Annotated in this window: 15 protein-coding genes and 2 pseudogenes; 5 read left to right on the top strand and 12 right to left on the bottom strand. The window is 61.5% G+C overall.

Annotated features, from left to right (window positions below; all coding sequences use genetic code 11):
- Positions 1-8: 8 nt before the first annotated feature.
- From SB764_RS27485 to SB764_RS27470, 4 genes are read right to left on the bottom strand one after another with little or no spacing between them, the layout of a single operon-like run.
- A complete protein-coding gene (locus SB764_RS27485; protein ID WP_065060839.1) occupies positions 9-260 on the bottom strand; it encodes an acyl carrier protein in 252 nt (83 codons plus the stop codon).
- Between the two features lie 3 nt (positions 261-263).
- Complete coding sequence (locus SB764_RS27480) at positions 264-563, bottom strand: phosphopantetheine-binding protein (protein WP_065060840.1); 300 nt, start codon at positions 561-563, stop codon at positions 264-266.
- Positions 538-1,332: a lysophospholipid acyltransferase family protein gene (locus tag SB764_RS27475; protein ID WP_074982029.1), complete on the bottom strand. Its 795-nt coding sequence runs from the start codon at positions 1,330-1,332 to the stop codon at positions 538-540. The genes SB764_RS27480 and SB764_RS27475 overlap by 26 nt, the downstream gene beginning before the upstream one ends.
- Positions 1,316-2,032 carry a beta-ketoacyl synthase chain length factor gene (locus SB764_RS27470; protein WP_110327256.1) on the bottom strand — a complete coding sequence of 239 codons (717 nt, stop codon included), beginning with the start codon at positions 2,030-2,032 and terminating at the stop codon, positions 1,316-1,318. Before SB764_RS27470 ends, SB764_RS27475 begins: the two co-directional genes overlap by 17 nt.
- A 354-nt stretch (positions 2,033-2,386) precedes the next feature.
- Between SB764_RS27470 and SB764_RS27465 the strand changes: the two genes are divergently transcribed.
- From SB764_RS27465 to SB764_RS27450, 4 genes and pseudogenes are all read left to right on the top strand, one after another.
- On the top strand, positions 2,387-3,145 hold the full coding sequence (locus SB764_RS27465; RefSeq protein WP_309251713.1) for a LysE family translocator: 759 nt from the start codon (positions 2,387-2,389) through the stop codon (positions 3,143-3,145).
- A 28-nt stretch (positions 3,146-3,173) separates the two neighbouring features.
- Positions 3,174-4,289 (top strand): isoprenylcysteine carboxylmethyltransferase family protein, encoded by a 1,116-nt coding sequence (locus SB764_RS27460; RefSeq protein ID WP_322004222.1) that lies wholly within the window; start codon positions 3,174-3,176, stop codon positions 4,287-4,289.
- A gap of 58 nt (positions 4,290-4,347) precedes the next feature.
- Positions 4,348-4,987, top strand: a pseudogene (locus tag SB764_RS27455) (GNAT family N-acetyltransferase).
- Positions 4,984-5,391, top strand: coding sequence for a RidA family protein (locus tag SB764_RS27450; RefSeq protein WP_065060844.1), 408 nt, complete (start codon positions 4,984-4,986; stop codon positions 5,389-5,391). Before SB764_RS27455 ends, SB764_RS27450 begins: the two are co-directional and overlap by 4 nt.
- Here the strand turns inward: SB764_RS27450 and SB764_RS27445 are convergent.
- From SB764_RS27445 to SB764_RS27415, 7 genes are all read right to left on the bottom strand, one after another.
- The gene (locus tag SB764_RS27445) at positions 5,376-6,452 is read right to left on the bottom strand and encodes a helix-turn-helix transcriptional regulator (RefSeq protein ID WP_065060845.1); all 1,077 of its coding nucleotides are present in this window, start codon (positions 6,450-6,452) and stop codon (positions 5,376-5,378) included. The genes SB764_RS27450 and SB764_RS27445 overlap by 16 nt on opposite strands.
- A 180-nt stretch (positions 6,453-6,632) precedes the next feature.
- Positions 6,633-6,917 carry a hypothetical protein gene (locus tag SB764_RS27440; protein ID WP_410865694.1) on the bottom strand — a complete coding sequence of 95 codons (285 nt, stop codon included), beginning with the start codon at positions 6,915-6,917 and terminating at the stop codon, positions 6,633-6,635.
- Between the two features lie 60 nt (positions 6,918-6,977).
- On the bottom strand, positions 6,978-7,370 hold the full coding sequence (locus SB764_RS27435) for a hypothetical protein (RefSeq protein ID WP_156773773.1): 393 nt from the start codon (positions 7,368-7,370) through the stop codon (positions 6,978-6,980).
- Positions 7,371-7,743: 373 nt separating this feature from the next.
- Positions 7,744-8,625, bottom strand: coding sequence for an NAD(P)H-binding protein (locus tag SB764_RS27430; protein WP_410865692.1), 882 nt, complete (start codon positions 8,623-8,625; stop codon positions 7,744-7,746).
- A gap of 124 nt (positions 8,626-8,749) precedes the next feature.
- On the bottom strand, positions 8,750-9,334 hold the full coding sequence (locus SB764_RS27425; RefSeq protein WP_410865690.1) for a TetR/AcrR family transcriptional regulator: 585 nt from the start codon (positions 9,332-9,334) through the stop codon (positions 8,750-8,752).
- A gap of 97 nt (positions 9,335-9,431) precedes the next feature.
- On the bottom strand, positions 9,432-12,005 hold the full coding sequence (locus SB764_RS27420) for a response regulator (RefSeq protein ID WP_321905338.1): 2,574 nt from the start codon (positions 12,003-12,005) through the stop codon (positions 9,432-9,434).
- 17 nt (positions 12,006-12,022) lie between these two features.
- The gene (locus tag SB764_RS27415; RefSeq protein WP_410865688.1) at positions 12,023-13,246 is read right to left on the bottom strand and encodes a hypothetical protein; all 1,224 of its coding nucleotides are present in this window, start codon (positions 13,244-13,246) and stop codon (positions 12,023-12,025) included.
- A 319-nt stretch (positions 13,247-13,565) separates the two neighbouring features.
- On the opposite strand from SB764_RS27415, the gene SB764_RS27410 reads away from it, so the two are divergent.
- The gene (locus tag SB764_RS27410; protein WP_410865686.1) at positions 13,566-14,075 is read left to right on the top strand and encodes a GNAT family N-acetyltransferase; all 510 of its coding nucleotides are present in this window, start codon (positions 13,566-13,568) and stop codon (positions 14,073-14,075) included.
- Between the two features lies 1 nt (position 14,076).
- On the opposite strand, the pseudogene SB764_RS27405 reads toward SB764_RS27410, so the two are convergent.
- A pseudogene (locus SB764_RS27405) lies at positions 14,077-14,967 on the bottom strand (LysR family transcriptional regulator).
- Positions 14,968-15,019 lie beyond the last annotated feature (52 nt).

Below are 15,019 nucleotides of genomic sequence, written 5' to 3'. Positions count from 1 at the left end.
GGACGGCCTCAAGCCTGGGTCGCGAGCAGCGACTCCACAGCGGCGATCACGTCGCCCACCGTGCGCACCGACTTGAACTCTTCCGGCTTGATGCGGCGGCCCGTCATTTCCTGCAGCTTGATCGCCAGATCGACGGCGTCGATGCTGTCGAGATCCAGCTCTTCGAACAGGTGCGCTTCAGGCGTGACGCGCGACGGCTCGATGTCGAAATTTTCCTGAAAGATCTCGCGGATGCGCCCGAGAATTTCTGCGTCGTTCATGATTCAATCCCCCTTGCCTGCAGTGGCTTCCAGCGTTTCGTTTTCGTTGCGATGACCCGCGACCAGCGCCGCGAGCGTGGTGATCGAACGAAAATGGCCGCGTACGTTTTCGTCGTCGGCAGCGATGGTCAGTTGATAGTGTTGGCGCAGCACGATGCCGATCTCCAGTGCGTCGATCGAATCGAGCCCCACGCCGTCGGTATCGAACAGCGGTGCGTCGTCGTCGATATCGGCTGGCGTGAGGTGCTCCAGATCGAGCGCCTCGATCAGGAGCTGCTTAATTTCCAGTTTTAAAGAATCCATAGTCGAACAGGTACTGGGTGATGTGCGCCTCGATGGCGCGCGTGACGTTGCGTGCAGCGAGCGCCGAGGGCATCTCGCGCGGCGCGAGCCGCTCCACGCCGATGGGCGCCAGCACGTTCACGGTCATACGAAAGGGCCGCTCCGGCACGTGATACCAGCGCATCTGCTTGGTGAAGGCGGGCGGGTCGCAGTGCATCAGCACCGGCTGGATCGGCACGCCGGCCTCCAGCGCCGTATGCGCGAAACCGCGCGAAAACGCATGCAGACGATTCGGCGCGGGACTGCGCGAGCCTTCGGGAAAAATGATCATGCTGTAGCCGTTCGCGAGCTGGCGCGCGCAGTCTTCCACGAAGCCCTGCGGATCGGCGTTGCTCACGTACTCGGCCGCGCGCACGATGCCCCACAGACACGGATTGCTCCAGTGCGCGTTCTTGACGACGCAGCAGGCCGACGGCATCAGCGCAAGCAGCACGACCACGTCGAGATAAGTGGGATGGTTCGCGACCACGATGGCGGGCGTGCCCGAGCGCAGCGCCTGCACGCCTTCGACGTCGAGCTTCATGACGCCCATGCGCTGCAACGCGGCCACGAGCGCGCGGAAGAACGCGTGAATGATGGCCGACATGGCGCGCTGACGCGACGCGCGATGCGGCCAGACGCACGCAAGCGGAAACGCGACCAGCGAAAACAGCAGCCCGCACACGCCGAACACCACGAAACTGAGCGCCGTGGCGAACAGACGCCAGCCGTAATCAAGCCGTGCCGGCATGCCAGCTCCATTGCCATGTGCCGCCCGCGCCGTCCCACGCAGCACTTTCGCCCGCGCTCAGGCAGTGATGCAGCGCTTCGCTCTGCGTCGCGAATTTGCGGATCGAAGCGGGATTTTGCGTATGAGTTTGCGTAGAAGCATCGGGCGCCACCGAGCACGCGAGGCGGCCTTGCGAAGACTCGCCCGCATCGAGCAGCAACGCGAACGCGCCGCCCTGCACTTCCTGTTCGATATCGCCGTAACGCGCGTGCGCCGGTTCGTCGGCGTAAATCACGAGGACCGGCGCGCCCGGCTCGCTCGCGTATTGCGCGTGCGCTTCGAGCAGCGCGTAGCCCAGCGTTTCAGCGCCGGCCGAGACCGCCGTGGCGGCGGAACGGTCGCCGCGCGCGATGCCGAACAACCCCGACATGGCGTTGAGCACCGAAAGACTGAACGCATTCGGCGAGACCGGTTTGCTGGCTTCGATGTCGCCCAGAATGTCGGTCGTGCGGCGCAACTCGCCATGCCGCGACGCGAACACCACGCGCACCGGCGTGCTCGCATCGACGCAATCGCCCGCCACTTTCAGGGCCATCCGCGAAAGCGAACTCAGCCGGCGGCGCATCATCGGGTCGACGAATGCAACAGCCGGCGGGCTTTCCGAAGTGGAAGACCAGAAGGACCATCGCGCCACGGGCACGGTCCAGGCTAAATCAGGCATAGGAGGTGGTCTTGGCGACACAAGCGAGTGTGTCGCGCCCCGAACGGTGTATGTTTATTGTTCCCGCCCCGCGTCAAGGCAGGGGCGAGATCTCGCGCTCACTTTAACGGCATCTCATGAGCTTTATTTAGGGATATCGCCGAAATATTTTAGAATTCCGCGACTATAATCAATACTCACTTTTAAATCAATGGCTTAACAATGTTTTAACATCACCTTCAAATTGACGGCAGAAATAGCCCAATTCGTCAATACGATTCATTCCGCATAGTCTGAATCCGCGCGCCGCTCCGTTCCGCCCCTTATATGGCTGCGTTAGCAACTTTATAGTCATGGCACTCTGCGCGCAAAAACGTGAAGCCCGGCAATAAACCAGGCAGCGGCCGCGAAAGTCGTAAAATGTCGGGCTCACGGCAAGGTTGCGCGCTTCTGGCGGCTACTCTGCCTTTTTGCCGCCCCGCTGCTCGCTCGATGCGGGCCGGCACGCTTGTATCGGTCACTCGTGCTCACCTCATGTTCACCCTTTCCTCTGCCGCGCTGATGGCGTCGGGCTGCGCGATCGTGCTGCTCATGCCCGGACCGACCAACACCCTGCTCGCCGCCGCCGGCTTGAGACTGGGTTTTCGGCGCTCCGCGCATCTGACCGCTTTCGAACTGGCCGGTTATCTCGTCTCGATTACGGTCTGGGGCCTCTGCTTCACGCACGCTTCGCAATCGCTGAGCTGGTTGCCCAAGATTCTGCGCGTGGCCAGCAGCCTGTATCTCGCGTGGCTTGCAATACGTCTGTGGCTCACGGCCGATTCGATCGAAACATCGAACGTTAAAGTGATTGGCCCGCGCACGCTGTTTAGCGCGACGGTGCTCAATCCGAAAGCCATTCTGTTTGCGGGTTCGATTTTTCCGCCCGCGGCATTCGCCACGTTTTCAATCTGGCTGGAAGCCATGGCGTTATTCGCGATTCTGCTGATTCCAATTGGCTGCGCGTGGATTGCCATTGGCGCGGCGCCACGCGAAGGCCGTCTGCCGCTGTTGCGGCCCGCGATTATCCAGCGCTGTGCGTCGGTGGTCGTGGCCTTGTTTTCAGGTTCGCTGATCTGGGCGCTCGCGCATTGAGCGTCATTGAATTCGCGCACGCATAGCCGTGCGGCGAATTCAAACCGTTTCGTCGATACCGATTCACTGCGTATCGACAGGCGGAAAACATCGCGGCATCGCCGTGCTGTTCATTTCGACGATATGCGCGCGCATCACGCCGTATCTCGTGCGGCCCGACCCGCTGCCGATCGCCATCACTGAAGCGTATCCGTTCTACGTCCCCGGTGTGTCCTTACAGCGCGTAACGCTTCGCGCTGCTTTTCAATCTGTTTACGACGAAGTGCTTACTGAACAGTCGCCTTCGATACGCCAGACCATCGCCGGAATAGCTATATGCGGCACGGGTGATCAATGGCGCAACTCACTACAACGCCTTACGATTCCCTACAGAAATCGAATTCGGCGACCGTTATTGCATGAACTGTCGTCATCGCGCCGCTATTGCGGCAGCCAACCCGAGTTTGTCGAGCGCCGATCCATGTCCCCACCTGCACCCGCGACCCTGTCCGATCCGCCCAAGGCGGACGCTGCGGCTACGCGCGGCGCAACGGCATCGGCAATCGCCCTGGAAATCGTGTTGCGGACCGGCAGCGTACTCCTGCTGCTCCTCTTTCTCCACACGCTGCTGAAACAGTATCGACTCGACGAATCGCGCATTACCTTGCTGATTCTCGCGATTGGCGAAGCCGTGACGATTGCCGTCTCGTTGATGGCGCGCCTGCCGCGTGCGCGCGACTGGCATCCGTTCAGCATCTTCGTAACGTTTGGCGCGAGCTGGTATTTTCTGTTTGTCCAGTTGCGGCCCGGTATTCATCTGCTGCCGGATACCGTGGGCGCCACGCTGCAAATCGGCGGCGTGCTGTTTTCGATCTGGGCGAAACTCTGTCTGCGCCGCTCATTCGGGCTGCTGCCGGGCAATCGCGGCGTGGTCGTGAATGGACCTTATCGATGGGTCCGGCATCCGGTTTATCTCGGCTATTTCATCCGAGATATTGGCTTTCTGCTGCCGAATTTCGGCATCAGAAACCTCGCGGTGATTCTGTGCCTCTGGGCGCTGCAAATCAGCCGTATCGTGCGCGAAGAGCGGCTGTTGTCAAACGATCCCGCCTACCGTGATTATCGCGAGCGCGTGCGTTTTCGGCTGCTGCCGAGGTTCTTCTAAAGGAATCGCGCGCATTCGGGCGCGCATGCTGGCAATCAACCCGTTCGCGAATTGCTAAATGCCAGGGGTTGAAATATCCTGCGCCATTCACACGCGGATATTGCTCGCCATGTTCGAACCTGTCACGCTGATCACGGCACGCCTGCGCGTGCGCCCGCTCGAACAAACCGACGCGCGCGTTCTTCGCCATCTGGTCCGACGCACAAGCCATGCGCTATTTTTCGTTCGCGCCCATGCAGCACGCGCACGAAGCCGAAGCGCGCATCGAGAAAGTCCTGCAATCGGCCGCCAACGGCGAAGTGTTCGTGAGCGCCATTGAGACGCTGGATAGCGGCGAAGTCATCGGCGGTTGCGATCTCTTTCATCTGAACGCACAATGCCGCCGCGCCGAAATTGGCTTCAGCCTGCAACGGCGGCATTGGGGCAAAGGCTATATGAGCGAGGCGGCGGCGGCCGTCGTCGATTACGCGTTCGATATCGCGAAGCTCCATCGCCTCGAAGCCGATATCGATCCGCGCAATCTTGCTTCCGCGCGCGTGCTGGAGCGGCTCGATTTCGTGCGCGAAGGTCTGTTGCGCGAACGCTGGATCGTCGGCGACGATATCAGCGACAGCGCACTATACGGGCGATTGCGGCGCGATTGGCGCGCGGGTTTGAAATACGCCCAGCCTGCTTTTACCGAAGGATCGGGTTCATGACCGACCGTGAAGTCATCATTCCGCCTGCCATGCAGCGCATTGTCGAGCGCGCGGGCTACGCGCCCGCCGTGAAGGTTGGCGCAACCGTCTATTGCGCCGGACAAGTCGGGCGCACCGCCGACCTCGACGTGATCGCCGATCCCGAGGCGCAGTTCCGCGCGTGCTGGGACAATCTGCGTATCGTGCTGGAGGCGGCGGGCTGCACATTCGACGATATCGTCGACATGACGACATATCACGTTCAGATGCAGGCGCACATGGCCGTCTTTCGCGAGGTGAAGAATCGCGTTTTCCCGCGCGGAACCTGCGCCTGGACGGCGATCGGCGTAGCCGAACTCGCGCATCCAGGCTTGCTCGTGGAAATCAAGTGCGTGGCGGTGCAGCGCGCTCAGGGCGCGGTGTAAGCGTCGACGTCGGAGTCCACGTCGGAATTCCCATAAGGCGTCGCATAGCGTGTAGCCGCCGCCATCAGCGTCTGGGCAATCTCCGCACGCAGGTGCGCTGGCGAAAGCAGTTCCACCGTGGGCGCGTGTTCGAGCAGCAGATTGCGCAACGCGCGCGAAGGCGTGAGTGTCGCCGTGAGAATAAAACCGCCCGCAACTTCCTCGATCACCTGATCGTCCGAGAGACGCGCCGCGCGAAACGCACTCGGAATGCCATTCGTCTCCGTCACGCGCAACACGCACCGCTCGGGCATTTCCGGAAACCATTCGAAAACGCGTTCGCTGCGAATGAACGCGGCGAGATCGAAATTCGTATCGCGCTTCAAATCGTAGCCGCGCGGTGCGACCGATTGCACACGGTCCATGCGTAGCAGGAAGGGCGCACCCTGCGCGCCGCTCGAACGGCGCAGACTCACGACCAGATACCAGAACGGCGCTTTCTCGACGATCGCATACGGCAGCACGAGATAATCGCGCGTGGCGCCTTCGCTCGCGTCGGCGGATCGATAGGTGATGTGCAGCGTTTCGTCGCGATAGAGCGCAGCGCACGCCGTATCGAACACGGTCTCGTCGATTTCCGGTTCAAGCACCGGATAACCGGGCGCGACGCGCGCGGTCTTGCCGATCCAGGCCTGTGCGTCGCGCGTGCGGGAGTCGAGCGGCGGCACACCGAGCACGCGATTCGCGCCCGCGAGATATTCCCGGAAGTCGCCGATTTTTCCCGGCGGCAAATGGTGTCGCGCGAGTTGACGCAGTTTCAGCAGAGCCAGCGAAATATCGACGGTCGGCCGAATGGTTTCGCTCGGCCCGCGCGCGAGCAGTATCCACGTGGTATTGCGGCCGTTGCCGTCGCGCTCGATCAATGCATCTTCTTCGAGCTTCACAAATAACCGGCGCACGGTCTTCTCGCCCAACTCCGGCAGCCGCGCCAGCACCGCTTCCTTAAGAATATTCGAAGGCCACGCGCGATCCGGCTGCGTGCCCATGATATCGAGTACGGTTTTCTCTTCCTGAGTAAGCATGGAGACTGCTGGTCATTTTTGTTTATCCCTGTGCTTATCGTCAGACCACACGAAAACTTTACGGTGATATTGGCGCATCGTCGCCGAATCACTTTTTCGTTTATCGCAATGATGGATTCAGCAAGGACGTCGTGCTTTACTTGAGCAAACGCCTCAAGTTTTGGCAAACGTTTGCCCGGTTTATTTCGGCGTTTTAACGGGCGCGTGAAGAAAAAAATCATCGACGATTTTTCGTGCGGCGCTATAACCGCCCATGAGCGCGTCGATATCGGTGGCGAACGGACGACCGCCAATATCGCCGAATCTCAATGGAGAAAACACTGAGACTACCTCGCCCCGCCAATAGAGGGTGACGACTGCCACATAGCCCCCACGCTTGAGCGCATGAGGCACGGAGCCGACCATGACGCCGGACTCGACGGACACTTCGAACGCGTAACCTTCGTACTCGTAGTTGCGCAACATGATGCACACCATTCAACGGGCCGAAAGACCAGGCAGCAATTTCGATTCCCGCCCGGCCCGTCAACCCGGCGTCGCACACCGTCGCGAGTCTTCGAGACGATCGAGACGCGCAAGCAGTGCTTTCGCCTGCTTTTCGATGTGAATCGGCAAAAGCGGCATGGCCAGCAAGGTTCGCACTCGCGCGCGCCAGTAGTTCAGGCTGATGCCTGCGCCGGTCGCCGCGGCGCTGTCTTTCCCGGCCGTATGCTCGAGATGGCCCAGGATATTCTGGATGTGCGCCAGATCCTTCTCCGCGAAGTCATAGCCCACGATTGCCCCCGTTGTGTGCACAATAACCACCCCTGAATTTCTATCAGGATGACTAACGACGTACTCGCGTCCAGCGGCACCAGTCGTGATGATCCAGATGACGCAGCAAGTCAGCGCGTCGGCGTTCCCGGCGATAGTGCGCACGCGTGGACATCGCTACCAACGCCAGCACGATTGCACCGGCCGCCAGCCCGATCCAGGATTGCTCCATGTCCGCCTCCTCTACTTCGCCGTCGTCGTTATGTACGCTCGCGCACACAGTTCAGGCCGCCGTCCCGCCGTTGCATTTGCGACCTAGAGATTTCATTCTAACTTTGTTAAATCCGCGTGGAAGGGTGATGCGATTTGGGAGTTTCCCCAATATATGGAACGCCGGCACGCGTGAGTCCCCGATGGCTCAAGGCCGGCGCGCGGACATGACGGCTATTTGACGTTCACGTGAACGCTTTAAGGCAATTCGCCGCCAGCGATAAACACGCGAACGTCCGCTCATCCGCGAGCGGGCGTTCAGCACGAATCACCCTGAAAAAAGCTGACTATTGGCGCGCACGAATGCTTCAACGGTTTGCGGCGCCTTGCCAGTCACCTGCTCGATAATATGGTCGCTGCCTTTAAACACACCATTGCGGTAATCGACGGCCACTTCAATGAAATGCTGGATCGCAAACTCCGGCAAATCGTAGCGTTGCAAATGCGCACGATAGTCGTCCAGCGTGCAGGGGTTATAGACAATCTTCCGGCCGATGACTTCGCTGATCTTCTGCGCGATCTCGTGATGATCGAGTTCGACCGGCCCGCACAGCTCGTAAGCCTTGCCGATATGCGCGGACGGCTGCGTGAGCACCGCCGTGATGAAGCGCGCCTGATCTTCCGCCGCGATCGGTGCGTGACGCCCTTCGCCATAAGGCAGCGTGATCTGGCCTTCCTTGACGATCGTGTCGCGCACCCACGGGAAAATCAGCCATTCCGAAAAGAACGTCGGACGAATGTGAACCGTCGGCACGCCCGACCAGTCGAGCACACGCTCGGCAATCCAGTGATCGCGGGCAGCATGGCTTTTCGCATCTTCACGCGCGGAGATTTGTGACATTTCCACGACCACGTCGAGGCCCGCGCGGCGCGCGGCGTCTGCGAAATACGCGGTGCCTTGAATGAAGCCCGGACGCACCGGGTAGCACAGATACGCGCCCGTCACGCCATCGGTCGCACGAAGCAGATCGTCGTGATCGAGCAGATCGCCCACCACCACTTCGGCGCCCGCCTCGCGCAGCGCGGCGCTGCGCGCGTCCTCGCCGTGAACCATGGCGCGAACCTCGTGGCCCGCCGCCAGCAGATTGTTGACCGTGTAGACGCCGGTTTTGCCGGTCGCGCCGGTAATCAGGTATTTGCGCTTTTCCATGATGACTCTCCGTTCAGGTTGGGTTCAGATGCGGACAAAGAATCGGCTATCGATTCGATATCCTTATTAGTGCATATGCACATACGGCAGTAAAAAAATGCAACGCGCGATACGCACCGCTCGTTCAGATCGTTTCGAGTTGTTGTTTGATCGTGTTCAGCAGCGAGGCCGAAGCCTCCGGGTCCGCGACGATGCGCGACAGCGTGAGCCCGCCCACCATGGCCGCGAACGCAAGCAGCGCACGCGAACGGTCCGCTTGCGCGTCATCGCCTTCACCCGCGCGCTCACGGGGGCTGACGAGCAGATCGACCAGTTCGTCGATGCCGCGCGCGGCCACGTCACGCGTCGCGTCGTCCGCGCGCGCCAGTTCGCTGCCCATGCCCGCGATCGGGCAACCGCGCCCGGGCGCGTCGCGATGGTCGGTCGAGAGATAGGCGTCGACCACGGCCTTGAATGCGTCCTCGCCCGCCTGCCCTTGCACGGCAGCCGCGAGCGTGCCGACGATGCCGCTCAACCCGGCCTCGCAGGCCTCGGCGACCAGTTGATCCTTCGATTCGAAATGGCGGTAGAAGCCGCCGTGCGACAGGCCCGCTGCGGCCATTACGTCGGCGACGCCGGTGGCGTGAATGCCGTCGGCCCGGAATGCCTCGGCGGCGACCGCCACGATGCGCTCGCGCGTTTCGGCGGTTTCGGCCCTCGATTTCCTCATGATGCGCCTGCTCCGTGATTCGATGATTTAGATGCTAGTCGTCATCTAAATCGAAGTCAAGGCGCATTTCGCGATCATCCGGAGCGATGCAGGCGGCTCATAACGTTAGCAAACGCGTCGCGCTTGCGTTCGTCGCGCGGTCGGGATGGCGCAGCGGCGTGACCGAATCGAAATACGTTTCCAGTGCGTCGGCCGAGCGCTTGCCCAGCGCGGCGATCTGCTCGATCCAGTCGGGCTCCAGCGGCCACTGCCCGTCGACGATACGCGGATAAATCGTGCGCCCGAACGCATGCAGCGATTTCGCGCCGATATTGCCGCTCACGCCCAGCAGCCGATGCAGCGCCGTGTGCGCGGGCTCCGATTCCATCGAGCGCGCGCCGCGCACGAGTTCGTCGACGAGCGCGCGAATCTGCGCCACGCCGTCGAGAAAGGTCTGGTCGATCAAGCCAAGCGCCGTCAATTCGCCCAGTTGCAGTTCGTCGAGCAACTCGCGGCCGGTGGGCAGCGTGAGATCGTGCACCATCGGCGGCAACGGCGCCGGTTCCGCGCTCGCGGGCGACGCCTTCGCGCCGAGCCGCGCAATCTGCGTCGACACCGCCGCGCACAGCACGGCGGCCTGCACGGGCTTCACGAGCACGTCGTCCATGCCCACGCTCAGACACTCGCGAATCGCCTCCATATCGGACTGGCCCGTGAGCGCGACGATCGGCACGTTCGCATACGCGTCCGTGCGCGCGCGGATCGCCGCCGTGGTGTCGGGGCCGCCCATGCCCGGCATGTTCATGTCCATGACAATGGCGTCGATGACCTCGCCCGCGCGCAAATGGTCGAGCACCGCGTGGCCGTGCTCGGCCTCGATCACGCGCGCGCCGCTGCGTTCGAGCCAGGCTTTGGCGATCGAGCGGCTATAGGTATCGTCGTCGGCGACGAGGATCGACTTGCCCGACAGCCGTTCGACGCCCTTGCGCGCCACGCGCCGGTCGCCGCTTTCGAACAGCGCCTGCAACGCGCCGATCAGCTCCAGCACGCTGCCCGCCTTGCCGAGCATGACGTCCATGCCCGCGCGGCGCGCGAGCACTTGCGCCACGCCGCCGGGCTGCGCCGCAAAGCCCGCGATCAGGATGTTCTGGATCGCCCGATGATTCGACGCGCGAATGCGCTCCGCGACCGCATAGCCGTCGAGCGCCGGCATGTTCGCTTCGATCAGCACGAGGTCGTAATGCTCGCCGCCGCGCTCGCGCAGCATGGCCAGCGCGAGCTGGCCGTTGTCGGCCTCGCTGACCTGTGCGCCCATGCCCGCCAGCACGCGACGCGTTTTCGCGCGCTGATACACGTCCTCGTCGCAGAGCAGAATGCGCTTGCCTTCGAAAACCGGACGCGCGCGATCGAGCATTTCGCGCTCGTATTCGGCCACTTCACGATCGGGAATCGCCGGGAAATGCAGCGCGAATTCCGTGAATTTGTCCACTTCGGAGCGGCACGCGATAGTGCCGCCAAACGCCTGCATCGCGCGCTGGCAATAGGCGAGACCGAGCCCCGTTCCCGCCGAATTGCCGGACGTGCGAAACGGCTCGAATAGATGCGCGAGCATCTCAGGCGCAATACCGGAACCGGTATCGCGCACGATAATGCTTTGCCGCTCGACCGTGAGCGTCAACGTGGACGATGCGCGCGCCGCCATGTGATGCAGCGCGTTCTTCATGAGATTGAAGAGAATGAACAGATAAACCGTTTCGTCGACCTTGAAGGTGAAATCTTCGCGCACAAGCAGTTTGACTTTGCCGCGTTCGTCTTCGTCGTCGAAACCGAACTCTTCGAGCGCCTTGCGCGTGGTGGCCGCCGCGCTCAGATACGCGAGACGGTCCGAGCGAATGGGTTTGGCGCTCACTTCGTCCAGCGTCATGGCGATAATGCGCAGACCGCGCTCGATCGACGTTTTGCCCTGTGCGAGATGCCGGTAAAGCGCAGCGGCCTTGTCGTGAGACAGCACCGCAGGACGATTCGGCTCGGTGGCCGCGGGCAGATTTTCCTCGACGTTTTCAAGCACGTGTTTCAACTGGCTCAGCGGATTACGCATTTCATGCGCAATAGATCCTGCAAGCGCCTGCAATACCCGATTCTTTTCAACGAAAATACGCCCAATGCTGATTGCATGACTGAATGCCATGCTGCACAACATCACCACGGGCAGCAAGGCGAGATCGGATTGATTGGCCGTGCTCAGCACAACAGGAACGGGCGACGTAACCACCGCCGCCACCGAACTGGTTGCCACGCCGACACCAATACAGGCCATCAGTAAAAGCGGACTGTCGATGCAGAGCGCCATGATAAAAATCATCATGACTTCCGTCATCATCCACATCGTCGAAAATCCATTACGAATAGCCAGAAACGTGCAGACGAACGGCAAGACGTAAATCAGGCAGGCGTGCCAGTAAAGCAGCAGGTAATGATTGAAACGCCGCGGCCAGTACGCCTGGAAGATCAACGGCACGCAAACGAGCGCCGCGCTCAAACGCAGGGCGAGATTATCGTAGGGCTGCGGCAGGACATAGGTCCAGACCAGGTAATAGATGGGGTGGCACAGGAGGCCCAATATGCCTCCCCATCGGATAGCCAGCCGGCTACGTTCCAGCATCTCCCCCATGCGCTCGCGCGACATCACGATTGGGCCTCCGTTAATCGTTATGGTCCTACCAGTTCCGGTTTGCCGTCATGGCGCATATCCATTTCGATCGGCAAGCCATTTTTCCCGTGAAATGGCCCGACTGAAAAACCGTATTTCTTTACCAGTCCATGCGTATAGGATACGGACCACACGGGCGGACTGCCGATAATGAAATCGGACGCAATGCCCTCTTGCCACGCGGCATAACCTTCGGCAAAGCAGGTATAGCAATCGCGAGTGGACGGTAAGCGGAACGGGAATGCCGTATCGAGCCCAACCGGGCCACGGGCAAAACACTCAATATATAGCGTATGGCCACGCGAAGCGAGTTCCGCTTCGACACTCGCCGCACGCGGATGCGAATCGTCAATCCAGAACTGCGCGCGTTTGAGGTCGGCGGCGGTCAAATACGGCACGCTGGTGCTGCTCGCGAGAATGGCGCCGTCGAATTGTGGCAGCGGCGTGTCGGGGCTGAAGGTATGCACGGACACTTTCGTGTGCCCCAGCAGATCCGAGGCCAGCAATTCCTTCGCTTGATCGTGCAACAAATTCACCTTGTCGGGCAGATCGATCAGGATCAGCTCCTTCGGTGCGTCCTTGTACGTCGCGTAACGCGCGACCGTCGTGCCGAGCCGTCCGGCGGCGCCGAACAACGCGAGCCGTGTCTCGCCGAAATCGAGCCCGACTTCGTTGCAGCAGTGCATGGCCCATTCCTTGAGCATCGCCGCCGTGGCCGCGTGACCGGTCGTGATATGAGGCGGCTTGATCGGACGCGGCAGCGCGCCGTAATTGCAGGCATAAGGCGTGGACGCGCCCATCGCCACCATGTTCAGACCCGCGCGGCGCGCCAGTTCGAGTGCCGGAAAAAATTGCGTCTCGCGAAAGCGCTTGATGCCGCGCGGACTGCCGAGCCACATTTCAAGCGGTACGGGACAGGCGATATTCGCGCCGATCATTTGCGTGCCCGAATAAATCGGCGACGCAATGAAAGGCGGCGTGCGCCACAGCTCTTCCTCGAATGCCTCATTACGCGTCTTGACGTTATGGAATGAGAATGAAAGCGTCTCCCAGTCGGTGGCATGAAAAAGAAAGCCAATGCCGCCCTGACCGGCCGGCAGGTTGTCGCGGATCGATTCAGGATGAATCGTACGTTTGAGTGCTAACGGCGCGTGGACATCGCCCAGGTTGACGTCGGCAAGCTTGAACTCCGCAGCGAGTTCGTGGTGATAAGTCGTGCTCATCTAATTTTCCTTGGGTTGAGGTTGCGCCTGAAATCGGCGCGGTATCGCCGCTCGTGCATGACCGGCGATCCTTCAACTCTAGAGAAAACCCATAGCGTGTGGCCGTCTGTTCGGGCGCATGACGATACTCGCCCGTTCGAATCATTCGTCTACCCGGATTTCGGCGATTTTTTTATGCAATTTGAATAGCGTCGATAACGCATGCGAATAGCGCCCCGAATAAGCCCGCCTTAGAGAATTACGGCACCATTTTTTATTGAGCGACCAGAGAATTTGCTATCTTTCCCTCCCGCCTTTTTGCCCCGATTTCCCGATCCCCATGCGATCCATTCTGCTGAACCGCGTCACGCGCGCCGACGCGCCCGACCTGATTGCCGCGAACCTCGAAAGCCAGTCCCATCATCTGCCCTGGGTCACGTCCTTCACGGATCAGGCGGGTTTCGACGCCTGGTTCGGGCGCGGTCTGAGCGGCCCGAACGCGAGCCTGATTGCGCGCGAGGCCGCGAGCGGCGGCATTGTCGGCGTCATCAATCTCAGCGAGATCGTCGCCGGCGTGTTTCAGAGCGCGTATCTGGGCTACTACGGCATGGCGCGTTTCGCGCGCACGGGGCGGATGACCGAAGCACTGCGCGCCGCCGTGGCCTACGCCTTCGACGATCTCGGCCTGCACCGGCTCGAAGCGAATATCCAGCCGGAAAACAGCGCGTCGATCGCGCTGGTGCGCCGCGTGGGCTTCAGCAAGGAAGGGTTTTCGCCGCGCTATCTGCGGATCGGCGGCATCTGGCGCGATCACGAACGCTGGGCGATCGTCTCGGATCGCGAGGCGTGAATCACCTCTCGCGAAACAGCTGCTCGCACATGAAGTCGACAAATACGCGCAGCTTCGGCATCAGTTGCCGGTTCGAGGGCCAGAGAATCGAAAACTGACCGGGCGCGATCGTGTGGTCGTCGAGCACGGTCACGAGCGAGCCGCATTCGAGCGCCTCGCGCGCGAGAAAGTCGGGCATGAAGCCGATGCCGAAGCCCGCGATCACCGCGCCGCGCAACGCCTCCATGTTGTTGCACGTCATCGCCGCGCCGAGGTGGGGCGGCTCCGTGCCGTCGGCTTCGAGCGTCCAAGGCTGCAATTTGCCCGTGGTCGGAAAGCGGTAGCGCACGCAACGATGCCGCGAGAGGTCCGCGAGCGAGCCCGGCAGGCCGAAGCGCGCCGCGTAATCGGGCGACGCGCACAGCACGAAGCGAAACGGTCCGAGGCGGCGCGACATCAGGCTCGAATCGGTGAGCGCGCCGCTGCGGATCACGGCGTCGAAACCGCCGTCCACCACATCCACGAGACGGTCGTTGAAATCGAGGTCGAGTTCGATCTCCGGATACCGCGCGCCGAACGCGGGCAAGACCGGCAGCAAAAAGCGGTAGCCGATCACGGGCAGGCTCACGCGCAGCCGGCCGCGCGGCGTCTGCGCGGCCTGCGAAAGCATCGCTTCGGCGTCGCGCAGTTCGTCGAGAATCCGCTGGCAGCTTTCGTAAAAGCGCCGCCCTTCCTCGGTCAACGTCACGCGGCGCGTGGTGCGGTGAAAGAGGCGCACGCCCAGCTAGCGTTCGAGCTTCGCAATGGTCTTGCCGACCGCCGACGCCGAAATGCCCAGATGCCGCGACGCCGCCACGAAGCTGAGCGTGTCCGCCGTGCGCACGAACGCGACGATGCCGTTGAGATTGTCCATACCCCGATTTGATCCGATCTTTGCCGACGTATTGCGGAATATAGCGCCGTAA

It is taken from the genome of Paraburkholderia sp. SIMBA_027, assembly GCF_046535315.1.
Classification (GTDB): Bacteria; Pseudomonadota; Gammaproteobacteria; order Burkholderiales; family Burkholderiaceae; genus Paraburkholderia; species Paraburkholderia tropica.
Note: the sequence above shows the minus strand (reverse complement) of the source record. Positions and strands in the feature narration are given on the sequence as shown.